Origin of the sequence: Janthinobacterium amylolyticum (assembly GCF_051380655.1) — a bacterium.
GTDB lineage: Bacteria > Pseudomonadota > Gammaproteobacteria > Burkholderiales > Burkholderiaceae_D > Janthinobacterium.
In genome coordinates this window covers 639023-661383 of the sequence record NZ_JBNYXL010000001.1, presented here as the reverse complement: position 1 = coordinate 661383, position 22361 = coordinate 639023, and the positions used below count along the sequence as shown (strand labels likewise).

Sequence of the window (22361 nt, the reverse complement as noted above, 5' to 3'; positions counted from 1 at the left end):
TTCTCAAGCCTTTGTTTGTTGTCGGATCAAAAGGGCCGCGCCGCGCGCGCCGCCGGCGTCGCCAAAGCGCGGCGGCAGGATGGGCGGCACATGCACGCCGGGGAACAGGTGGCGCTTCACGGCGGCCGGCAGCTTGTCATACAAATGCGGCAGCTTGGACAGGCCGCCACCGAGCACGATGGCATGCGGGTCGTAGGCCAGCACCAGGCCGGCCAGCGCGTGGCCCAGCAAATCGAGGTGCACGGCCACCGTGCGTTCGGCCACGGCGTCGCCCATGTTGGCGCGGGCCACGATGGCCAAGGGCTCCGCGCCATCACCGCCGAAATGCGCGTGGAGTTTACGCATGGCGGGGCCGGAGACATAGCGCTCCAGGCAGCCCGCCTTGCCGCATGGGCAGGCGTAATCCATCAAGCCGTGCTGCGCCAGCAGGGTGGCGGGCAGGCTCCAGTGGCCCCATTCGCCGGCCACGCCGTTGAAACCGCGCAGCAGCTGGCCGCCCACGCAGTAGCCGCCGCCGGCGCCCGTGCCAAGAATGGCGCCGAACATGCTGGGTGCCTGGTCGGCCGCGCCGCCCTGTGCTTCCGACAGGGCGAAGCACTGGCAATCGTTGCCGATGGCGACCGGGCGTTGCAAGGCCTGCTGCAGGGTTTGCGCCACCAGGCGGCCGTTCAGGGCCGGCACGTTGGAGCTGAGCTGGCGGCCGCTGGCGCTGTCGATCACGCCAGGCAAGCCGATGCCGACGGGCGCCGCCGTGCCCAGGGCCGCGTCGCCGCGCGCCACGAGACCGGTGATGGCTTGCACGAAGGCGTTGAAATCGTCGCCCGGCGTGGCGACCCGTTCGCGGAAGACTTCTTCCAGCGCGCCATCGCGGTCGGCAAACGCCACCAGCTCGATCTTGCTGCCGCCGATGTCGATGCCGTGAAAGCCTGCGGTGTGATTAGAATTGCTCATGGCCATAGATGGTGACGCCCTGCACGACACGGTTGACGATGCCGCCGGCGAATGGATTGTCGGGACGCAGTTGCAGCAGCGCGGACTGGTGCAGCGCGTATTGCTGCGCCATCAGCAGCCACAACGGGGCCAGCCAGGCGTCGGGCCATGCCGGCGCATCGGCCGACAGGTCGCCGCCGATGCCCACCGTCAGGCAGCGCTGCGCCACGCTGTCGCGCTGCAGTTCCTTGAATAAATCGTCTTCATACTGGCGCGCCAGCGGCTTGCTGCTGCGTAGCAGGATCACCAGCGACTCCGTGGTGACGGCCGATTTCGGACCGTGGCGGAAACCCAGCGGCGTATTTGCCATGGCCATCACGCGGCCACCCGTCAATTCCAGGATTTTCAATGCCGCTTCCTTGGCCAGCGCCTCCAGCGGGCCGCTGCCCAGGTACATGACGCGCTGCACGGGTGTGGAGCCCAGCTCCGCCACGGGCGCCGACCAGTCGCGCAACGCATCTTCGCCCAGGCCGGCCAGGGTGTCCAGGCGAGCCAGGTCCGTGTCCTTGCCCAGCACCGACAGGGCCGCCAGCAGCATGCTGCTGAAACTGCTGGTCATGGCGAAGCCGCGGTCGCAGCTACCGGCCGGCATCAGCAGGTTATACGTATTGCTGTCATTGGCGCCCTGGCGCGCCAGCTTGCCATCGGCGTTGCAGGTGATATTCAGGAAGCGCGCGCCGGGCACGACCTGGCGCAGCAATTCGACGGCCGCCAGGCTTTCCGGGCTGTCGCCGCTGCGGGCAAACGACACCAGCAGGGTAGGGGCATCGGCTTCCAGGTACAGCTCGTGGTGCGTCAGCAAAGTGGTGGTGGCGATGGCGCGGATCTGCGCGGGCCAGGCCGCGTTCAGGGTGTCGACGACGATTTCGCCCACGTAGGCCGAGCTGCCGGCACCCGTGAGGATCACGCGTTGCTGCGGATTGGACAACGCGTCGCCAAGGAAGGCGGCCAGCGCTGTTTGCTCGTCGCGCAAAATGCCGGCCAGTGCGCGCCAGATGGCTGGCTGGTGGGCGATTTCCTCGGCCGTGTGCAGGCCGCCGATGTCGCGCCAGGTTTGAATGTCACGCTGAAGAAGGGTAGTCATGTGAGGTCAGTAAAGTGTTTGTTGGGAGAAAGCATAAATACTAAATTTCGAAAAGTCAAATACGAAAGTAAAACGAAAGTAAATTGTTTGCTCGCTTGCGAAATAATGTCGTTTTATAAGGCCTGAATCGTGTTGCGGTGCCGCATGAAACCGTGTGCCGCTGCGGCCTGTCGCTGAAATGCCACGATAACGAAAGTATGTTTTGTGACATTCTGGTGAAACGTAAGATAAATGCGCCATTTTTGGGCATTTTATTAATAAATTGGCGCTTTAACTTTCTTTTGATTGACGATATTTATTTTTTTTCTTAAAGTAATTTCATTGAATCACTTCTGAAAGCTGACAGATGAAACCGCTCCCGCTTCCCCGCCGCGCCCTTGCCGCCTGTGTCGTCGCCGCCCTTGCCACCCTGGCCGTGCCACGCCTGCACGCCGCGCCTATCGGCAACCTGGCCAGCGTGAGCGCCGTGCAGGCGGCCGACGTGGCCAGGGGCGAGGCGCTGGGCTGGGACCTGCGCAGCGACACGGGCATGCAGTTGCGTATCAGCCTGCCGCAAGTGGACGTGCTGCGCATAGAGGCGGGCGGCAAGGCCGGCTTGACTGGCCCTGGTGACAAGGCGGCGCCCATCGTCGTGGGCCAGCCGGCCGCGCAGGTAGCCTACCAGGTCAAGGAAGAGGCCGACCATATTGTCATCAGCACCTCGGCCCTGAGCCTGCGCATCGATCGCAAGCCTTTGCGCCTTACCCTGTTCCGCCAGGGCGACACGCTGCCGCTGTGGCGCGAGGTGCAGCCGCTGTCGCTGGACGACAAGCAGGGCGTGCAAGTGCTATCGAGCCTGCCGGGCGAGCGTTACTTTGGCGGCGGCCAGCAAAATGGCCGCTTTGAATTCAAGGGCAAGCAGGTGCCCGTATCGTATTCGGGCGGCTGGGAAGAGGGTGACCGCCCGAATCCCGCGCCATTCCTCATGAGTTCACGCGGCTGGGGCATGCTGCGCAATACCTGGTCCGACGGCAACTACGACTTGCGCGACCAGGAGCAGATTTCGCTGCAGCACGCGGAAGGGCGTTTCGATGCGTATTTCTTTGTCGGCAAGGACTTGCGCGACGTCGTCGCCCGCTACACGGACTTGACGGGCCGCGCGCGCATGCTGCCCCGCTGGGCGCTGGAATACGGCGACGCCGATTGCTACAACGATGGCGACAACGTGAAAAAGCCCGGCTCCGTGCCGAAGGGCTGGAGCGATGGCCCGACGGGCAAGACGCCGGACGTGGTGGAAACGGTGGCGCGCCAGTACCGCGAACACGACATGCCGGGCGGCTGGATTTTGCCCAACGACGGCTACGGCTGCGGCTACACCAACTTGCCGGAAACCGTGAAAGGCCTGGCCGGCTACGGTTTTCGCACGGGTCTGTGGACGGAAAACGGCGTCGACAAGATCGCCTGGGAAGTGGGCCAGGCGGGCAGCCGCGTGCAAAAGCTGGACGTGGCGTGGACGGGCAAGGGCTACCAGTTTGCCATGGATGCGAACAAGTCGGCCTACGACGGCATCCTGAACAACTCCGACAGCCGGCCGTTCCTGTGGACGGTGATGGGCTGGGCCGGCATCCAGCGCTACGCCGTGGCGTGGACGGGCGACCAGAGCGCCAGCTGGGACTACATCCGCTGGCACATTCCCACGCTGATCGGCTCGGGCCTGTCCGGCCAGGCGTATGCGTCGGGCGACGTCGACGCCATCTTTGGCGGCAGCCCGGAAACCTATCTGCGCGACTTGCAGTGGAAAAGCTTTACACCCGTCCTGATGGGCATGTCCGGCTGGGCCGCCGCCGAGCGCAAGCATCCGTGGTGGTTCGAGCAGCCGTACCGCGACATCAACCGCCGCTATCTGAAGCTGAAGATGCGCCTCACTCCCTATATGTATACCCTGGTGCGCGAAGCGGAGCAATCGGGCGCGCCGCTGGTGCGCGGCCTGATGTGGGATTATCCGCAAGACCCGGCCGCCTACACGGAAGCCTACAAATACCAGTTTCTTCTGGGCCGCGACGTGCTGGTGGCGCCCGTCTACCGCAGCCAGGCCGTCAGCGGCGGCTGGCGCAAGGGCATCCACCTGCCGCAGGGCACGTGGTACGACTACTGGGATGGCCGCCAGGCCACGGCCGGCGCGCAAGGGCGCGAACTCGATATACAGGTCACGCTGGATAAACTGCCCGTGTTCATGCGTGCCGGCGCCATCCTGCCCATGTATCCGGAAATGCTGTACGACGGCCAGAAGCCGAAGGATCAGCTGACCCTGGATGTCTATCCGCACGGCGACTCCGCATACACCCTGTATGAAGACGATGGCAACACTCGCCAGTACCAGGGCGGCGCCTTCAGCCAGCAGATCATCCGCATGAAACAAACGGGCGGCGACGTGCAGGTCGATATCGGCGCCGTCGATGGCCAGTACGCGGGCCAGGAAGCGCGGCGCGGCTATGCGCTGCGCATGCTGGCGGGCCAGCGTCCGGCCGCCGTCAAGGCGGGTGGGCGCCTGATCACGGCATCGGCCGACCGTGCCGCCTACGACAGCGCAAGCGAGGGCTGGTTCTTCGACCCTGCAGACCGCCAGGGCACCTTGCACGTGAAGGTGGCGGCGCAGGATATCCGCCAGCCCCTGGCCTTGCAGGTGGCTGGCGCGCTGGCCGTGGCGCGACTGGACGCCGAGTTCCCCGCCGCGCCCGTGCCGGGCCGCGCCTTGCCGGCCGACGCCATGCAGGTGGTGGCGCGTCCCGCGGAAGAAAGCGGCTATGCGCTGGAAAACGCCTTCGATGGCAAGCCGGAGACGTGGTTCCGCACCGTGCGCAGCCCGTCCGTGAAAAGCGGGCCGCATGAATGGGTGCTCGGCTTCACTGAGCGCAGGCTGATCGATGGCATCGAACTGGCACCGCGCAATGACCAGCACTGGAAACATGGCCAGGTGCGCGATTATGAAATCTACATCGGCGACAACAACGGCGAGTGGGGTGCGCCGCTGCTGCGCGGCACGCTCAAACTGGAGCCGGGCACACAGACCATCAGTTTCCCCGCCACGGCCGGGCGCCTGCTGCGCTTTCGCGTCATGAGCACGCAGAATCCCGAAGGCGATGGCGCGGCGTCCCTGGACCCAATGGTGACGGCGGCGCAAGGTGCGCCCGTGGCGCGCGCCTTCGACGCGGCGCTGGCCACCGACGTGGCGCCCGTGACCTTGTCCGAGTTCCGCGTGCTCGAACACCGCGTGGCCGAAGGCGAGGAGGTGCAGCGCTATTTGTCGGACCTGGCGCTGCCGAAGAATATCGCGAAAGACCGGCCGGCCGGCAAGGCGGCCGAGATGCGCATGAACGGGCTGTGGTTCCGCAAGGGCCTCGGCGTGGGGCCGGCCAGCCGCATCGACTTGCAGCTGGCGGGCAACTGGAATCTGCTGCGCGCCGACCTGGGCGTGGACGATAGCTGCCGCAGCGCGGGCGGCTTGCAATTCCAGGTGTGGAGCGGTGAGCGGCTGCTGTACGACAGCGGCCTGGTCACGGCTCCCGGGGTGGTCAAGCCCGAAATCGACGTGCGCGGCCTGAGCCAGCTCAGTTTGCGCACCCTGGGCGCGCGCGGCGCCCACCCGGCCCAGGTCTGCGGCAACTGGGCCAATGCTGTCTTGACCGGTACGCAAGGCGCGACAGTCAAGCCGCGCTAGACATTCAATCATTTCATTAAAAAAGAGCCCCTCTTCGGACCGGGGAGGGGCTCTTGCAACCTGCCGAAAACAAATCACTTATAAAGGGAGTTGAGAATGCACTTGAAAAAACTGATGGCCGCGATGGTGGCGGTGGGGCTGGCTTCAACGGCGCTGGCGGCGGAGGAGGAGAAGCTGGCGAGGGTCGAGGTGACAGGCTCCAGCCTGAAGCGCATCAACGCGGAAACGGCGTCGCCGGTGCAGGTGATCAACGCCAAGCAGATTGAGAACATGGGCGCGCTCACCTTGCTGCAGGTGCTCGACAACCTGCCAGCCGCCCGCCCGGCGCAACAGGATTTCCGCTCGATGTTTACGGGTTCCGACGGCGGCTCGCAAGCCAATCTGCGCGGCATGGGCGCGCAGGGCACCCTGGTGCTGCTCAACGGCCGCCGCCTGTCGTTCTATGGTGCCCCGGCCGGCTTCCAGACCATGTTCGTCAATATCGACGCGATTCCCGCCGCCGCCATCGAGCGCATGGAAATCCTCACGGATGGCGCCTCGGCCGTGTATGGTTCCGATGCCGTGGCCGGCGTGATCAACGTCATCACCAAGAAATCGTACCAGGGGCTGGAAGCGCGCGCCAACGGCGAGTTTTCGCCCAGCGTGAAAGCCTATGGCGAGCGCCAGGCCAGCCTGTTGTATGGCCTGGGCGACCTGGCCAGCGACGGCTACAACGTCTACGCTTCCGTGAATGTCTACCAGCGCGACCGCATCGCCCTGGCCGATACGTACCAGAAGCGTCCTTCGCATTTTTATGTGAACAATCCCAATTTCATTCCCAACATGCGCGTGGGCGTGGGCAGCGAGCCTGGCGTGATGAACCCGGGGACCTTCTTTGTCTTCGACAAGGCCAGCAACAATGCGCGCACCCAGCGCGCCGCGCCCGGCTGCAACACCAGCATCACCGAAGCCTCGGGCACGCGCTGCGTATGGAATGCGCTGCCCAACCAGCTCGACACGGGCCCTACCTCCGAGCGCGCCACGGCCTACCTGAGCGGCCGGCTGAAGCTCGGCGGCGACATGGAAGCGTTCGCGGAAGGGGCGTTCACCCATATCAAGATGCGCGGCGAGAACGGCCCGTCCAGCTTCAATAGCGGCAGCACGAACAACTGGTTCGCGCGCAACACCGGCAATACCCTGAACACCTTTGCCACGCCTTTCCTGAGCCCCAACAACGTCTACCTGAAAGGCAAGCTCGATGCCGACATGGCGGCCAAGATGGGCGGCGCGGCCGGCTTGAACTATCTGCTGCAGGATGCGACAGGCCACTTCGGCCAGAAGAATGTCGATGAAAACTACCGCGCACTCGTCGGCCTGCGCGGCAGCATCGGCGGCGGCTGGGATTTCGAGACGGCGCTCAGCGTGGCGGGCAGCCATTCGACCCTTTTCCAGACGGCGAACATCAACATCAAGGGTTTCGAGCAGGCGTTCGGCCCGTTCACGAAAGACCCTGTCAGCGGCCGCACGTATATCTCGGACAATCCCGCCTACAAGTTCGGCGAAATCAGCGAGGCGAATGCGGCGCTGTTGCGCGCAGCCTACCCGACCTTTGCCATCGAGTCGTGGACCAAGCTGATGACGTGGGACGCCAAGGTGGAAGGCACGCTGTTCAAGCTGGGCGAGCGCGAAGTGCGCGCCGCCGTGGGCACCAACGTGATGCGCGAAAGCTTCCTCACGCCCGGCAATGCGGATGCGGCCAATGGCCTGATCACGCAGCAGGGCGGTTCCTGGTTCGACGGCCGGCGCACCATCGCCGCCGTCTTTGGCGAAGTGGTGGTGCCGCTCAGCGATACCCTGGAAGTCAATGCGGCGGCGCGCCTCGACAAGTATCCGCATTTCTCGGCCAACCTGGCGCCCAAGGTGGGCGTGATCTGGCGCGCGCGGCCCGACCTGATGCTGCGCGGGACGTATTCCGAAGGCTTCCGCGCGCCCAACCTGGCCGAATCGGGCACGGGCGGCGTTTTTGCGCAGGTGGGCGGCATCCGCGACACGGTGCGCTGCGATGAAACCAACGCCATGGCGCGCGCCCTGCTGAAATCCAGGGTGGCGACGGATGCGGACCTGGGCAAGAGCCTGCTCAATTCGAACTGCTCCACGACGGTGGGCGGCCTGACGCCGCCGAACCAGAACCTGCGTCCGGAAAAAGCCAAGATTTCCACCGTGGGCCTGGTCCTGCAACCGGCCAAGGATGTGAGCATCTCCATCGATTACTGGTTCATCAACCGCCGCGACGAAATCGTGCGCCAGGACTTCAATGAGCTGTTTACGGAACTGGTGGACAAGTACGGCCCGACCCTGGCCGGCGCGCCTAACGCCATCCGCAACGATCTGACGGACGCGGACCGCGCCAACGTCGCGGCGGTGGCGGCCATGTGCGCCAATCCCGCCAACGCGGGCGTGTGCACGGGCGGCGCGCCAGGCTACTCGGTGGGCAACCTGGGCGGCTTGATCAACTCGTATTCGAACCGCGGCCGCACGTTGATGGACGGCGTGGATATCGACGCGCGCACGCGCTTTGCGCTGGGCGACTGGGGCAAGCTGAGTACCGGCATCGCCGCCACCATCCGCAAGCGCGACACCCACGACAGCGAAGACGGCAGCGAGATCAAGGGCAACACCGTCGGTTACTACGATTCGCCGCGCTACCGCGCCACGGTGAATGCCGACTGGAGCTACCGCAACTTCGTCAGCAGCGTCTTCATCAACTATTCGGGCAAGACGCGCTGGGCCTACGGCCCCTGGGACAAGGACAACACGCCGGAAAACTGCACCGCCGCCTCGGTGGCGCTGCCGGCCAGCCAGTGCAAGGGCGCGCCCTCGTACACGACGGTCAACCTGGCCTTCAGCTGGAAGCCCATCAAGCACCTGGACATCGGCCTGAACGTGAAAAACGCCTTCAACAAGCAGCCGTACTACGACCCGAATGGCTGGGAAGGCTACAACCATAGCCAGGACCTGTTCGGCCGCCAGTTCGCCCTGTCGGCCAGCTACAAATTCTTTTAAGGCGTGAGGACAGCGTAGCAGCGCTTGCCCCGGCCCGCCGGCGGATGCCGTCGTCGCGGGCCGGGCATTGCCATAAAGCAAAAAACATTATTTCGAAACATGCAATACGAAAGAAGAAACGTAAGCAAGGGAAGAGGAGCATGCGATTTACACGCGTATTTTCACTGTGCGCCATGCTGATTTCGCCCTGGTTACAAGCTGTTCTTCGTTTTCATGTATCTGTCATACCACGGTAACGAAAGTTTTGCGTGATCTCCTGCAATAAAACGAAAGATAAAACGGCATTTTTTAATGATTTTGACGATAAATTTCTGTAATAACTTTCTTTTTATTGACGATACTTATTTTTCTTTTTAAAGTATTCCCAAGGAAACGAAAATTGGCCGACACGGACTGATTTTCCGGAAGGCGCGGCTGGCTGGCCGCACCTGCCGACGATCACCATAAAAATGGCGCCCGCCGCAGTTCCGCCCGGAGCGGGAAGGGCGCTGATAACCCTCGAAATAGACGGAGAGACATCATGCATAGCACCCGACTCAAATTGCGCGACATCAGCCGCGCCGCCGCCATCGTCATCGCGCTGGCGGCCGGCGTGCCAGGCCAGGCCTGGGCGCAGTCGAACGCCACCAGCACCATTTTCGGCGAAGTGAGCGCGCCGGCCGGCGCCACCGTGGTATTACAAAACCTGGCGACGGGTGTGCAGCGCACCCTGACACCGGATGCGTCGGGCCGCTATGTGGCCAACTCCATGCCGCCTGGGCGTTATGAAGTGCGGGTGCTGCGCGCCGGTGCGGTCGAAGCGAAGCAGGAAGTCGAAGCCCTGATCGGCGCCGGCGCCGAGGCGAACTTCGGCCCGGCCAGCGCGGCTGGTGCAGCGGGCCAGGAGCAGACCGTCGTCGTGAAAGCCTCGCGCAACCCGATCGACGTGTCGAATACCAACAATGGCGTGATCTTCACGGCCAAGGAACTCAAGGCGCTGCCAGTCGGCAATGATGTCGCCTCCATCGTGCAGCTGACGCCAGGCGTCACGCGCGGCACCAACAGCGTGTATGGCAATGCGCCATCGATCGGCGGCTCGGGCCAGTCGGAAAACGCGTTCTACGTCAACGGCTTCCCCATCACGAACATCCTGACCCAGGTGGGTGCCTCGGAACTGCCATTCGGCGCCATCTCGAACATGCAGGTGCTGTCGGGCGGCTACGGTTCGGAGTTTGGCCGCTCGACGGGCGGCGTGATCAACATCACCACCAAGAGCGGTGGCAACAAGGTGGAATTCGGCGGCAAGGTTTCCATCATTCCCCGTTCGCTGAAAGGCGCGCCCGAGAACACCTATTATCCGCAGACGGGCGCCAATCCTGGCACGGACGGTGCCTTGCAGTACTGGAACCGCGACAACGGCAGCACCAGCAAGGTGGTTGGCCTGTATGGCAGCGGTCCGCTGATCAGGAACAAGCTGTTTGCCTTCGTGGCGCTGGAGCAGACGCGCACCGACGGCCAGGCCGTGGCAGCAGCCGCCGACTCGGGCACGTCGCTGGCGCGTGGCTGGAGCACCAGCCAGAGCAGGGTGGACCGCATGATGGCCAAGCTCGATTACAACCTGACGGACAACCATCACTTCGAATACACCAAGCTGTACGACCGCACCAAAACGGATAGCCAGTCGTATGGCTACAGCTACGACACGCATGCCAGCAATGGGATCCAGTCCGGCAAGGGCGAGAGCACCATCAACTGCTGCGGTTCCTCGGCTGCGCCAGGCGCGAATATCGACATTTTCAAGTACACGGGCTACCTGACGGATGACCTGACCGTGACGGCGATGATGGGGCAGTCGCGCACTTCGCACCGGCGTACGCCGAACGGCTACGATCCGAGCTTCGCCCAGACCTCGTCGACCGCATCGACGCAGGTGCCGGGCTTGAGCTATGCCAATCCGCAAACCGTCACGGGCACCCTGATCGATCCGTCGTCGCAAGACCGCCAGAAGGCCAAGCGCCTGGACCTGGAATACAAGCTGGGCAAGCACTCGCTGCGTGGCGGCATCGACCGCATCGACGTGGAGTCGCAGGTGGGCCTGAGCCTGGCCGGCGGCTACCGCTGGAGCTACCGCAAGGCGGAAGACCCGAACCGCGCCATCAACGGCGCGTTTGAAACGCCGGCACAGGGCGGCGGCTATGGCGCGCAGGGCTATTACGTCAGCAAGGACCTGAACGCCAACCTGGCGCGTCCCACCAGCGTGCAATCGGCGCAGTACATCCAGGATCACTACCAGGTCACGGAGCGCGTGCTGCTGGACCTGGGCCTGCGCCGCGAGCAGTTCACCAACTACAGCACCGATGGCGTGGCCTTTATCTCTCAGCGCAACATGATCGCCCCGCGCATGGGCGCCACCTGGGATTACCTGGGCGACGGCACCTTGAAATTCTTCGCCAACGGCGGGCGCTACCACCTGCCGGTGCCGTCCAACTTGTCGAGCAATATGGCCAGCCCCTTCCTGGCCACCAGCGAAATGTTTACCTACACGGGTGTCGATCCGGTCACGGGTGCGCCGACAGGCCTTCACGCCATCAGCAAGCCGTATTCGGCCAATAACGCGTATGGCCAGAGCCGCGATGCGCGCGAAGTGACGGCCGTTGGCCTGAAACCGCTGTCGCAGGATGAATTCTCGCTCGGTTTCGAGCGCGCCCTGAGCAAGAAGCTGGTAGTCGGCGCCAGCATGTTGTACCGCAAGATGAACGACACCAATGACGATACCTGCGACGAGCGTCCGCTGCAAGCCTGGGCCACGCGCAACAGCGTCGATACCAGCAACTGGAGCGGCTTCCAGTGCGCCATCATCAACCCGGGCCGCGACAACAGCCTGATGGTGGACTTCGACGACGGCAAGGGCTTGCGCCGCGTGGACATTTCGGCGGCTGAGTGGGGCAATCCGAAACCGGCACGCACCTACCGCGCCTTGAACCTGTTCGTCGAGCACCCGTACACGAATGGCTGGTACGGCAAGCTGACCTACACCTTGTCCGGCCTGAAGGGCAATATGGAAGGCCAGACGGACAGCATCGGCGGCGGCGACGTGGGCCTGACGATCAGCGCCGATCACAAGGAACTGATGTACAACGCCTATGGCTACCTGCCGGGCGACCATCGCCACGCCTTCAAGGCCTATGGCTTCATGCAGGTCGTCGCCGACGTGACGGTGGGCGCCAACATGACGCTGATCTCGGGCGCGCCGCGCAACTGCATCGGCGCGCTGCCCGATGACCTGAAGTTCGACAACGACTACGGCGATTCCTATTTCTACTGCAATGGCAAGCCGGCGCCGCGCGGCAGCCAGGGCCGCCTGCCATGGCAAGCCCAATTGGACATGAATGTGGCCTATACTCCCAGCGCCATCAAGGGTCTGAGCCTGAAAGTGGACGTATTCAATGTGTTCAACACCCAGACCGTGACCCGCTACAGCGAGACGCGCGAAGACCATGGCGCCATTGCCCGCAACTACCTGCAGGTGGCTGGCCGCACGGCGCCCCGTTCGATCCGCTTCACGGCTGAATACACCTATTAATATGCATGCCGGCCTGCCTTGCGGCGGGCTGGCGACCATGATTACCAACGGAAGTGAGAAGAGACCAATGACGACACAATTCAATCGCCGCAATTTCCTGTCCGCCAGCGCAGCGCTGGCCGGTAGCGCCATGGCCGGCAGCGCCTTGCTGCCTGGCGAAGCCGCCGCCGCGCCTGCCGCCGGCCGCGACAAAGTCCGCCTGGGCCTGATCGGCACGGGCATGCGCGGACAGGTGCTGCTGGCGGAACTGGTGCGCCGCGATGACGTGGAAGTGGTTGCCCTGTGCGATATCGAACCGATCATGCTGAAGCACGCGCTGGGCCAGGTGGCCAAGGCCGGCAAGCCGCGTCCGCGCACCTTCGGCGAAGACCGCGACACGCAAGCCTACAAGCGCATGCTGGACGCGGGCGGCCTTGATGGGGTGATCATCGCCACGCCATGGGAATTCCATGCGCCGATGGCGATTGCCGCCATGCAGGCGAAGATCGCCGTCGGCTGCGAAGTGGTGGCCGGCATCACCCTGCAGGACCACTGGGATGTGCTCAACACGCAGTTGAAGACGGGCACGCCGTACATGTTGCTGGAAAACGTCTGCTACCGCCGCGACGTGATGGCGGCGCTGCAGATGGTGCGCGCGGGCCTGTTTGGCGAACTGCTGCACTTGCAGGGCGGCTACCAGCACGACTTGCGCGCCGTGAAATTCAACAGCGGCAATCCGGCCAAGCCGTATGGCGGCGGAGTGGAATTCGGCGAAAAGGGCTGGTCCGAAGCACATTGGCGCACGCAGCACTCGGTCGAGCGCAATGGCGAACTGTATCCGAGCCACGGCATCGGCCCGTGCGCCATGTATACCAATATCAACCGCGGCAACCGTTTTACGCGCATCAACGCCTTCGCCAGCAAGGCGCGTGGCCTGCACGACTACATCGTCAAGCAGCCGGGCGGCGCGCAGCATGCGAACGCCAAGGTGAAATTCAAGCTGGGCGACATCGTCACCACCACCCTGGCGTGCGAAAACGGCGAAACCATCATCCTGCAGCACGATACCAGCTTGCCGCGCCCATACTCGCTGGGCTTCCGCGTGCAGGGCACGGATGGCCTGTGGATGGACTTGAACAATTCGATCCACATCGAAGGCGTCAGCAAGCCGCACCAGTGGGATGACTTCAAGACCTACCAGGACAAATATGACCACCCGGTATGGCGCAAATACGCGGCCCAAGCCGAAGGCGCGGGCCACGGCGGCATGGACTTCTTCGTCATCCACGCCTTTGTCGAAGCGCTGAAAGCCAACGCGCCTATGCCGATCGACATCTACGATGCCGTGACATGGAGCGCCATCACGCCGCTGTCCGAGCAGTCAATCGCCGCCAACTTCCAGACCCTGGACTTCCCCGACTTCACGGGCGGCCAGTGGAAATCGCGCAAGCCGATCTTCGCCCTCGACGGCAAGTACTAAACCTTCAGAACCCGCTACCGCGCCTGCCGCCGTAGCGGGTTTTTTCCATCCCGATCCGTTTTTCAACCGCGGCGCAGGTGCGCAGGCCCTTGTTCGCCCGCCGCAAAGCCGTACCACCAGGAGACGTCGATGAAACACAGAAGTGCATTACTCCATGCCATCCTTCCCGCCATGCCTTTGCTGCTGGCAGCCTGCGGCGGCGCCACCGCCACGGGCAACGGCAACACGGCCTTGCGGGCCGCCAGCGTGGCCGCGCCAGCCGCGACGTCCACCGTGGAACTGGCCGGCAACACCTTCATCACCAGCGCGAACGCGGGCGCCGTCATCAACGAGCGCGGCCTGGCCGGCTGGAGCGATCCGAATGCCGTCGCCAGCACGTATTTCCGCGTGGCCGAAGCGGGGCCTGTGCAGGTGGCGCTGGACGCCAGCCTGGCCGATGGCGGCAACAGCACCATCCGCGTGAAGATCAACGGCGCGCCGTTTGACGTCAAGCTGGCCGGCAAGGAGCGCAAGACCTATGCCGTCGGCACGGTCAATGTGCCGGCGGCCGGCTACGTGAAGGTCGACATGCAGGGCCTGAAGCGCGTGAAGGGCACGTTCGGCGACGTCGCGGCGCTGAAGGTGACTGCGAACGCCGCGCTCACGTATGCCAACGACCCGGCCAACTACTACTGGTCGCGGCGCGGACCCTCCGTGCACATGGGCTATACGGTGCCGGCCAATACCGAGTATTTTTATAACGAGATGACGATTCCCAAGGGCCAGGACGCCATCGGCTCCTACTTCATGGCCAATGGCTTCAGCCAGGGCTACATGGGCATCCAGGTGAAATCGCCGAGCGAGCGCTGGATCCTGTTCTCCGTGTGGGATGCGGACAATGGCGCGAAGACCAGCCTGGTCAGCAAGGGCGCCGGCGTGGTTGACAACGCGTTTGGCGGCGAGGGCACGGGCGGGCAGACGTATTTATCGTATAACTGGGCGGCCGGCACGACCTACCGCTTCATCACGCGCGCGCGGCCCGACGGCAATGGCGGCAGCGACTACTCGGCCTGGTTCTTCGCGCCCGAGACGGGCAAGTGGCGCTACATCGCCACGTGGAAGCGGCCGGCGATTTCCACGTATCTGACGGGCGTGCATTCCTTCCTCGAAAACTTTATCGACACCCTGGGCTACACGGAGCGCCGCGTCCAGTTTGGCAACCAGTGGGCGAGGAATGCATCGGGCACATGGTCGGAAGTGACGGCCGGGAGGTTCACGGGCGACGCCACGGCCACCAATGCGCAGCGCATGGATTACGCGGGCGGCCTGGAAAACGGCAAGTTCTACCTGCATAACGGCGGCTTCTTTGCTGATTATGTGAAAACCAGCCAGAACTTCACGCGCCCGGCCACGGGCCAGGCGCCCACCGTCGACGTGAGCGCCTTGCCGATGCAATAGGGCTTGCTTCTTATCCCGGCCGCTTGCCCACCATCGCTTCGATGCCGCGATAGTAGGTGAGCGGCCGATTGATCGTCACGCCCATCAGTGCCGCCGCCTGGATGATGTCGTTCGTATCGCGCCGGTACACGACCAGCGCATCCATTTCATCGCTGCCGCTGCCATCGATCTGGATCAGGTCATAGCCGCCTTCGTCCACGGCGCGCTGCGCCAGTTCCGTGTCCAGCCACTCGAAATAGGGCAGCATGCCACGCGCGCTGTCCTTGAGCAGTGCGTAGGGGAAGTCGGGAAATTCGTCGAACATGTCCTGTATCTGCTCGTGCAGTTCATCGAGCTTGTCGCTTGACGCCATATGGCCGGCCAGCTGCGAGAGCATTTCCAGTGCATAGGCCTGCGCATCGCTGTCGATCCACTCGTCGCGCGGCGCGGAAGGGGCATGCGTGATGGCGGCGACGGCATCGTCGAGTTCCTCGCCTTCGAGGTCGCCGCAGGTCAGCTTGGTCAATAGTTCGGATAAGAGCATGGTTGCCTTTCAGGCGAGGGGCATGGCCAGGGTAGCTGCCTTGTCGATGAAGTTGCCAATACTATCATTGCCGTGCAGCTTGCCGCGTTCCGCAGAACGCGTACGGCGTCCTTCGTCTACTTATCAACTAGACATTTTTGTGGCAGGCGGATACACTGAAAATATTCCCATGTAGAAATATTTTCGATGCCCACGCAGGCACAGGCGCGCTTGCCGTCCTTTGCCCTTTGCCCATTACTTGTCACCCATTTCTTCATTTTATTCAGGATCATCCATGTTTGTCCGAACCACCATGCTGCGCGCGCTGGCGTGCGCCGTCCTGCTGCCTGCGCTGTTGTCCGGCTGCGTCACCGGCCGCAATAGCGCGCCTGCGTTTACCTACACGACACCCGACCTTGCCAAGGGCGTTGTCGTCGGCACCGTGTTCGAGAGCGCCGTCTTCGAGGCGCATGGCGCCAGGTTCGGCATTGTCAGCAGCGACCCTGCGGCCCTCGAGGGCAAAAGTCTGTGGTTATCCAGCCATGCTCCCGCCGGCCAGGTAGCCTTGCTGAATGTCTTGCCAAAAGTGCCTACGGGCAAGGGCAGCACCTTTGCGCTGCAGCTGACGCCGGGACGCTACAGCGTTATCATCTGGCTGCTTGACTATGGATTCAGGTCCAGGTACTCCGAAGCGTCGCCGAAGCCGATCGAGTTTGACGTCGTGGCTGGCAAGGTCATCTACCTGGGACGTCTGGATGCCAACCGTTCCCTGGAAGTGGCGTCGATACATGACAATTTCGAGGAAGATATCGTCTACCTGAAGAAAAATCCCTTGCTGGCCAATGCCAGCATCGAGAACAAGGCGCTCGAGGTGCGTGAATGGTGGCTACAGGACGCCCTTGGCAAGGAAATTCTGGAACGAAACCGCGCCAAGTAAGCACGTTGCGCGGTGCGTCCCGTTCCCGGGGCGCAAGTGATTCTGCCCGCAACCGTGTTTGCTATCGACCGTCGCCTCGGGCCGCGGGCCTCGGCCTGTCCGTGCGCGAAACGCCACAGGCCGTCAACATGGTCATGCGCCAGCAGGTGGATGACCAGAACCTTCGGACGGGGGCCAGTTTGCAGGCAACTCGCGACGCAGGCCATTGCGCGGCTTTCGGGGCGCGCCGCGCAATGCCAGCGTGACTTTGCGCTATATTTTCTGACGGGCTTGCGGGCCTGGCCTTACAGCGGCCAGGCCTGCTTGGTGATGGCCACGGCGATGATGTAGGCGAAGACCAGCACGGCGAGCACGAAGGCGGTGCCGCGCACGGCCGGCGTCTTGCCGCGTTTCAGGGCGATGGTGCCCAGCACGATGTAGGCCACCAGCGCGCACAGCTTGGCGGCCAGCCATGGCTGGCCGCCCGGCGACTGGCCGCTCCATACGGCCAGGGTGATGGCGCTGGCCAGCAAGGCCGTGTCGACCAGATGCGGCAGCACTTTCACCCAGCGCTGCTGCAGCTTTGCGGGCGCGCGCAGCATCCATGCGCCGCGCAGCAGGAAAAGCAGGCCGCTGGCGGCGGCGCAACCCATGTGGAAATGCTTGAGGCTCAGGTAGTCCATGTGTCCATGCTGTCTTGATTGAAAGTGGCGCCAGCATAGCCGCCTTTGCCGCGCCGCGCCATACGCCTTCGGGAGGAAGCACGCTCAGCGGCACCACTTCACGTACACCAGCTCCGGATCCCCCTCGTCGAGGTGGTCGATCTGCCCGCTGCGCACGAAGCCCGCGCTGGCGAACAGCCGTTGCGCGGCCAGGTTGGACTGGTTCGTCGACGTGAACAGCTTCTCCGTCCGGCATGCCGCCGCAGCGGCAGCCAGCAGCCGCAATGCCACGCCGCGCCGCTGCTGCGCGGGCGAGACGACCACCAGCGGCACGAAGCCGTGCTCGAAAAACTCGTGGTGCAGCAGCACGTAGCCGGCCACCTGGCCCGCGTGCAGCGCGAGCAGGCATTGGCCCTTGCCGGCGGCCGCACGCACGGTATCGCCCCGGCAGGCGTGGATATGCGCATACGTATCGCATGCCAGCATGGCGGGCACATCGCCGGGCAAGGCCACGCGGGTGATGATCGGGTCTGCTTCCGTTCTGTTTTCCATGGCGCTCCTTTTTCTCCAGATGCCGAGTGTGCCAAAACCGTGTCGTTTTGTAAAACAGCCGCCATCCAGCCTAGCTGCCCAGCGCGCGGCCTAGTCACTTTTGCCGATGCGGCTATCCAGATTGCCTTCGCAGAATGACCCTGTGGCCGATAGTGTCTTGAGCGGTCGCCACGTAAGCTGGTCGGGACGGCTGGCCAGACGGCCAGTGCATTCATGGAGAAACATCGTGGCTACCCTAGATGGCACCAACAAGAACAGTAACAACAATCCCCAGGCGGTTGAACCGGGCAGGCGGCGCAAGCAGGCGTTCGTGCTGGTCAGCAGTACCTTTGCCTTCACCATCTGCTTCGCGATATGGATGATGTTTGCCGTACTGGGCATCCCCATCAAGACCAGTCTGGGCTTGAGCGAAACGCAATTCGGCCTGCTGGCCGCCATGCCCGTGCTGACGGGCTCCCTCGTGCGCGTGCCGCTAGGCATCTGGACGGACAAATACGGCGGACGCCGCGTCTTCTTCTGGCTGATGCTGGCCAGCGTGCTGCCCATTTACCTGATCGCCTACGCTACCGCCTACTGGCATTTCCTCTTGCTCGGCATGTTCGTCGGCCTGGCGGGCGGTTCTTTTTCCGTCGGCACGCCCTATGTGGCGCGCTGGTACGAGAAGGAGCGCCGCGGCCTGGCCATGGGCATCTTCGGCGCCGGCAATTCCGGTTCCGCGCTGACCAAGTTCGTCGCCCCCGGCATCGTTGCCGCCTTCGGCTGGCAGATGCTGCCCAAGGTGTATGCGGTAACCATGCTGGCCACGGCCATCATCTTCTGGCTGTTTTCGTACACGGACAAATCGCATCTGGCGCCATCGGGCGAAAGTTTTACGCAGCAGATGAAAGTGCTGAAGGACCCGCGCGTATGGCGCTACTGCCAGTACTACTCGGTGGTGTTTGGCGGCTACGTGGCGCTGGCCCTGTGGATGACGAAGTACTACGTGGCCGAATACGGCTTCGATTTGAAACACGCGGCGCTGCTGGCCGCCTGCTTCTCGCTGCCGGGCGGCGTGCTGCGCGCCGTGGGCGGCTGGATCTCCGACAAATACGGCGCGGCGAAAGTGACGTGGGCCGTGATGTGGGTGTGCTGGGTGTGCTTCTTCCTGCTCTCGTATCCGCAGACGCAGATGGTGGTGGAAACCGTCACAGGGCCGCTGGCCTTCCATATCGGCCTGTCGCCACTGTGGTTCACCGTGCTGCTGTTCATCGTCGGTATCGCCATGGCCGTAGGCAAGGCGTCCGTGTTCAAGTTCATCGGCGATGACTTTTCCCACAATATCGGCGCCGTCTCGGGTGTCGTCGGCCTGGCCGGCGGCTTGGGCGGCTTCATCCTGCCCGTGATGTTCGGCGCCCTGGTGGATTTGACGGGCGTGCGTTCGAGCGCCTTCATGCTCCTGTACGGCACCGTCTGCGTCTCTCTCGTCTGGATGCATTTCTCGTTCAAGCCGCAAGCGGCGGCACCCACTACTCAACCTGCAGGAGCAACGCTGTGAACAAACCAATGAGCAGATACATGATCAATACCTGGGAGCCGGAAACCCCGAGCTTCTGGCAAAGCACGGGCAAGGCCACGGCCGCGCGCAATCTGTGGATTTCGATTCCCGCGCTGCTGCTGGCATTCGCCGTGTGGATGGTGTGGAGCGTGGTGGTTGTGAACCTGCCCAACATCGGCTTCACCTACAGTAACAACCAGCTGTTCTGGCTGACGGCCTTGCCGGGCCTGTCCGGCGCCACCTTGCGCATCTTTTACTCGTTCATGGTGCCGATCTTCGGCGGGCGCCGCTGGACGGCCATTTCCACCGGCTCGCTGCTGATTCCCGCCATCGGCATCGGCCTGGCCGTGCAGGACGTGAACACGGGCTACCCGACCATGCTGATCCTGGCCTTGCTGTGCGGCTTCGGCGGCGGTAATTTCGCCTCGTCGATGGCCAACATCAGCTTTTTCTACCCGAAAGCCAGCAAGGGTTTCGCGCTGGGCATGAATGCGGGCCTGGGCAACCTGGGCGTGTCGGTGGTGCAGTTCGTCGTGCCGCTGGTGATCACCTTTGCCGTCTTCGGTGCCTGGGGCGGCGAGTCGCTCACCTGGGTGAAAAATGGCGTGAGCAAGGAAATGTGGCTGCAAAACGCGGGCTTCATCTGGGTGCCGTTCATTGCGTTGTCAACCTTGCTGGCCTGGTTCGGCATGAATGACCTGGCCTCGGCCAAGGCCTCGTTCTCGGAGCAGGCCGTGATCTTCAAGCGCAAGCACAATTGGCTCATGTGCTGGCTGTACACGGGCACCTTCGGCTCCTTCATCGGTTATTCGGCCGCCTTTCCGCTGCTGATCAAGATCCAGTTCCCCGATGTGAACCCGCTCGATTACGCCTTCCTCGGCCCCCTCGTCGGTGCCCTGGCGCGCGTGGCCGGCGGCGTAATTTCCGACAAGCTGGGCGGTGCCAGAGTCACCCTGTGGTCCTTCCTCCTGATGATAGGCGCCGTGCTGGGCGTGCTGTACTTCATGCCGCAAGCCGGAGTGGGTGGCAGTTTCAACGGCTTCTTCTGGATGTTCATGCTGCTGTTCGCCGGCACGGGCATCGGCAACGCCTCGACTTTCCGCATGATCCCCGTGATCTTCCTGACGGAACACCAGCGCGCGGCGGCAGGCAAGGGCAAGGCGGCGCAGGAGCAAGCCATCGTCGACGCCAACAAGGAAGGCGCCGCTGTCCTGGGCTTCACGTCGGCCGTGGCGGCCTACGGCGCCTTCTTCATCCCGAAAAGCTACGGCACCTCGATCGCGCTGACGGGCAGCCCGGACGCGGCCCTGTGGTGCTTCATCGGCTTTTATGTCAGCTGCATCGCGATCACCTGGTGGTGCTATGCGCGCAAGAATGCGGCTATGCCTTGCTAGTTAGCGTCAGAACGCCGGGCGAGTCCTGCTTGCCCGGCGTTGAACACCGTAAGAGGTAGTCATGGAAGAACTGGAAAAATTCGTCAACGGCTTCAGCCTGTTTCAGCAGCAGTATTTCAGCGAGCCGCAAACCCTGTACGACAACCTGCGCGATGGCCAGCACCCGAGCACCTTGCTGATCGGCTGCTGCGATTCGCGCGTCGACCCCATGCTGCTGACAGGCAGCGACCCGGGCGACATGTTCGTCGTGCGCAATATCGCCAACCTGGTGCCGCCTTGCACGCCGGAGGCACCGCCCGGCGTCAGTTCGGCCATCGAGTTCGCCGTCTGCAAGCTCGAAGTGGCCAGGGTCATCGTGCTGGGCCATGCGCGCTGCGGCGGCATCCGCGCGCTGCTGCAGCCGCAGCCGCGCGCGCAAGACCAGGAAACGGACTTCGTGGGGCAGTGGATGCGCATCGCCGAACCGGTGGCGCAGCGCGTGCGGCGCGAACTGGCGCACCGCTCATCGGAAGAGCAACACCATGCGTGCGAACTGGCCAGCATTTTGCAGTCGCTCGACAACCTGCTGACCTACCCGTGGCTCAAGCGCAGGGTGGAGCAGGGGGCATTGAAATTGCATGGCTGGTATTTCGACATCGACAGCGGCGCCCTGATGGCATACTCGGCGCGCCAGCAGCAGTTTTTGCCGCTCGTGTGCCCGATAGAGCGGGCGCGGCATTTGCATGAGCGCCCTTGGCCGGATGCAGGCAGGTAGCTTGGATTAGCGTAGCGTAATCCAACAAGGCGCCGTCAACAATGTGTCGGATTACGCACGGCGTTGCCGTGCTAATCCGACCTACGTCGCTCTACATCAATCATGTAGGCTGGATCAGGCCGCAGGCCGTAATCCAACAGGGCGCCGCCAGCAAGGTGGCGGATTACGCACGGCGTTGCCGTGCTAACCCGACCTACTCCGTTCTTCATCAGTCATGTAGGTTGGATTAGGCCGCAGGCCGTAATCCAACAGGGCGCCGCCAGCATGGTGTCGTATTACGCGTGGCGTTGCCCCGCTAATCCGACGTCACTCTACATCAGTCATGTAGGTTGGATCAGGCCGCAGGCCGTCATCCGACAAATTTCCTCAGCTAAAACGCAACAAATCCCCGCTGCGGTCGAACGCCAGCAGGCTGTCGATGCGGCCTTGCTCGATGGCCGTCACCATGGCGCGCAGGGGAGCTTCGCAATCCTGCGGTGCGGGCGGCTGGCCTTCCTTGCCCGCCAGGCCCGCCACGAAGACCACGTCCCAGTGCGTCTGCATCTGTGTCGATTCCTCTTTCAATGTCTCGAAGCTGTCCAGTTCATCGGGCAGCTTGTCGGCGCACATCACGGGCGTGAGCGATTTGCCCTGGCCGCCAGGCTGGGCCTGCGCCTGGGTAAAGGTGAACAGCAGGCGCTGCGGCTGTTGCTGGCTGCGGGCGCTGTGCAGCAGGCTGGCGTAGTCGGTAATGGACATGGTTTTTCTCCTGGTTGATTGATGGTGATTGCGATGGC

General features: G+C 63.5%; 15 protein-coding genes. 9 read left to right on the top strand and 6 right to left on the bottom strand.

What is annotated here, in order from left to right:
* Positions 1-3: 3 nt before the first annotated feature.
* Together ACQ4WR_RS02990 and ACQ4WR_RS02985 are read right to left on the bottom strand one after the other, a co-directional pair.
* A complete protein-coding gene (locus tag ACQ4WR_RS02990; protein ID WP_436485198.1) occupies positions 4-951 on the bottom strand; it encodes an ROK family protein in 948 nt (315 codons plus the stop codon).
* Positions 938-2074 (bottom strand): AgaS family sugar isomerase, encoded by a 1137-nt coding sequence (locus ACQ4WR_RS02985; RefSeq protein WP_436485196.1) that lies wholly within the window; start codon positions 2072-2074, stop codon positions 938-940. The genes ACQ4WR_RS02990 and ACQ4WR_RS02985 overlap by 14 nt, the downstream gene beginning before the upstream one ends.
* A gap of 346 nt (positions 2075-2420) precedes the next feature.
* Here ACQ4WR_RS02985 and ACQ4WR_RS02980 point away from each other — a divergent pair, with 346 nt between their 5' ends.
* From ACQ4WR_RS02980 to ACQ4WR_RS02960, 5 genes are all read left to right on the top strand, one after another.
* Positions 2421-5771, top strand: a complete 3351-nt coding sequence (locus ACQ4WR_RS02980; RefSeq protein ID WP_436485195.1) for a TIM-barrel domain-containing protein — start codon at positions 2421-2423, stop codon at positions 5769-5771.
* 96 nt (positions 5772-5867) lie between these two features.
* Entirely contained in the window at positions 5868-8813 is a 2946-nt protein-coding gene (locus tag ACQ4WR_RS02975; RefSeq protein WP_436485193.1) for a TonB-dependent receptor plug domain-containing protein, read from the top strand.
* A 520-nt stretch (positions 8814-9333) separates the two neighbouring features.
* Positions 9334-12375, top strand: coding sequence for a TonB-dependent receptor (locus tag ACQ4WR_RS02970; protein WP_436485191.1), 3042 nt, complete (start codon positions 9334-9336; stop codon positions 12373-12375).
* Positions 12376-12442: 67 nt separating this feature from the next.
* A complete protein-coding gene (locus tag ACQ4WR_RS02965) occupies positions 12443-13834 on the top strand; it encodes a Gfo/Idh/MocA family protein (RefSeq protein ID WP_436485189.1) in 1392 nt (463 codons plus the stop codon).
* Positions 13835-13963: 129 nt separating this feature from the next.
* A complete protein-coding gene (locus tag ACQ4WR_RS02960) occupies positions 13964-15271 on the top strand; it encodes a DUF3472 domain-containing protein (RefSeq protein ID WP_436485187.1) in 1308 nt (435 codons plus the stop codon).
* Between the two features lie 10 nt (positions 15272-15281).
* Here the strand turns inward: ACQ4WR_RS02960 and ACQ4WR_RS02955 are convergent, their stop codons facing one another.
* Positions 15282-15794: a hypothetical protein gene (locus ACQ4WR_RS02955; protein ID WP_436485185.1), complete on the bottom strand. Its 513-nt coding sequence runs from the start codon at positions 15792-15794 to the stop codon at positions 15282-15284.
* Positions 15795-16068: 274 nt separating this feature from the next.
* On the opposite strand from ACQ4WR_RS02955, the gene ACQ4WR_RS02950 reads away from it, so the two are divergent.
* Positions 16069-16710: a hypothetical protein gene (locus ACQ4WR_RS02950; protein WP_436485183.1), complete on the top strand. Its 642-nt coding sequence runs from the start codon at positions 16069-16071 to the stop codon at positions 16708-16710.
* 284 nt (positions 16711-16994) lie between these two features.
* Here ACQ4WR_RS02950 and ACQ4WR_RS02945 read toward each other — a convergent pair whose 3' ends face one another.
* Positions 16995-17372, bottom strand: a complete 378-nt coding sequence (locus tag ACQ4WR_RS02945) for a SirB2 family protein (protein ID WP_102297945.1) — start codon at positions 17370-17372, stop codon at positions 16995-16997.
* An 84-nt stretch (positions 17373-17456) separates the two neighbouring features.
* Positions 17457-17903 carry a GNAT family N-acetyltransferase gene (locus tag ACQ4WR_RS02940; RefSeq protein ID WP_436485182.1) on the bottom strand — a complete coding sequence of 149 codons (447 nt, stop codon included), beginning with the start codon at positions 17901-17903 and terminating at the stop codon, positions 17457-17459.
* 310 nt (positions 17904-18213) lie between these two features.
* Here ACQ4WR_RS02940 and ACQ4WR_RS02935 point away from each other — a divergent pair, with 310 nt between their 5' ends.
* The 3 genes from ACQ4WR_RS02935 to ACQ4WR_RS02925 all read left to right on the top strand — a co-directional run bounded on the left by ACQ4WR_RS02935 (position 18214) and on the right by ACQ4WR_RS02925 (position 21585).
* A complete protein-coding gene (locus tag ACQ4WR_RS02935; RefSeq protein WP_102297940.1) occupies positions 18214-19437 on the top strand; it encodes an MFS transporter in 1224 nt (407 codons plus the stop codon).
* Positions 19438-19445: 8 nt separating this feature from the next.
* Positions 19446-20831, top strand: a complete 1386-nt coding sequence (locus ACQ4WR_RS02930) for a NarK family nitrate/nitrite MFS transporter (protein ID WP_102297937.1) — start codon at positions 19446-19448, stop codon at positions 20829-20831.
* A 61-nt stretch (positions 20832-20892) separates the two neighbouring features.
* Positions 20893-21585 (top strand): carbonic anhydrase, encoded by a 693-nt coding sequence (locus ACQ4WR_RS02925; protein ID WP_102297935.1) that lies wholly within the window; start codon positions 20893-20895, stop codon positions 21583-21585.
* Positions 21586-21951: 366 nt separating this feature from the next.
* Here the strand turns inward: ACQ4WR_RS02925 and ACQ4WR_RS02920 are convergent, their stop codons facing one another.
* Positions 21952-22323, bottom strand: coding sequence for a ribonucleotide reductase subunit alpha (locus ACQ4WR_RS02920; RefSeq protein WP_102297933.1), 372 nt, complete (start codon positions 22321-22323; stop codon positions 21952-21954).
* Between the last annotated feature and the right edge of the window lie 38 nt (positions 22324-22361).

Coding starts and splice junctions, on each gene's coding strand:
- ACQ4WR_RS02990 (WP_436485198.1), bottom strand. CDS start 951: ATGAGCAATTCTAATCACACCGCAGGCTTTCACGGCATCGACATCGGC.
- ACQ4WR_RS02985 (WP_436485196.1), bottom strand. CDS start 2,074: ATGACTACCCTTCTTCAGCGTGACATTCAAACCTGGCGCGACATCGGC.
- ACQ4WR_RS02980 (WP_436485195.1), top strand. CDS start 2,421: ATGAAACCGCTCCCGCTTCCCCGCCGCGCCCTTGCCGCCTGTGTCGTC.
- ACQ4WR_RS02975 (WP_436485193.1), top strand. CDS start 5,868: ATGCACTTGAAAAAACTGATGGCCGCGATGGTGGCGGTGGGGCTGGCT.
- ACQ4WR_RS02970 (WP_436485191.1), top strand. CDS start 9,334: ATGCATAGCACCCGACTCAAATTGCGCGACATCAGCCGCGCCGCCGCC.
- ACQ4WR_RS02965 (WP_436485189.1), top strand. CDS start 12,443: ATGACGACACAATTCAATCGCCGCAATTTCCTGTCCGCCAGCGCAGCG.
- ACQ4WR_RS02960 (WP_436485187.1), top strand. CDS start 13,964: ATGAAACACAGAAGTGCATTACTCCATGCCATCCTTCCCGCCATGCCT.
- ACQ4WR_RS02955 (WP_436485185.1), bottom strand. CDS start 15,794: ATGCTCTTATCCGAACTATTGACCAAGCTGACCTGCGGCGACCTCGAA.
- ACQ4WR_RS02950 (WP_436485183.1), top strand. CDS start 16,069: ATGTTTGTCCGAACCACCATGCTGCGCGCGCTGGCGTGCGCCGTCCTG.
- ACQ4WR_RS02945 (WP_102297945.1), bottom strand. CDS start 17,372: ATGGACTACCTGAGCCTCAAGCATTTCCACATGGGTTGCGCCGCCGCC.
- ACQ4WR_RS02940 (WP_436485182.1), bottom strand. CDS start 17,903: ATGGAAAACAGAACGGAAGCAGACCCGATCATCACCCGCGTGGCCTTG.
- ACQ4WR_RS02930 (WP_102297937.1), top strand. CDS start 19,446: ATGAGCAGATACATGATCAATACCTGGGAGCCGGAAACCCCGAGCTTC.
- ACQ4WR_RS02925 (WP_102297935.1), top strand. CDS start 20,893: ATGGAAGAACTGGAAAAATTCGTCAACGGCTTCAGCCTGTTTCAGCAG.
- ACQ4WR_RS02920 (WP_102297933.1), bottom strand. CDS start 22,323: ATGTCCATTACCGACTACGCCAGCCTGCTGCACAGCGCCCGCAGCCAG.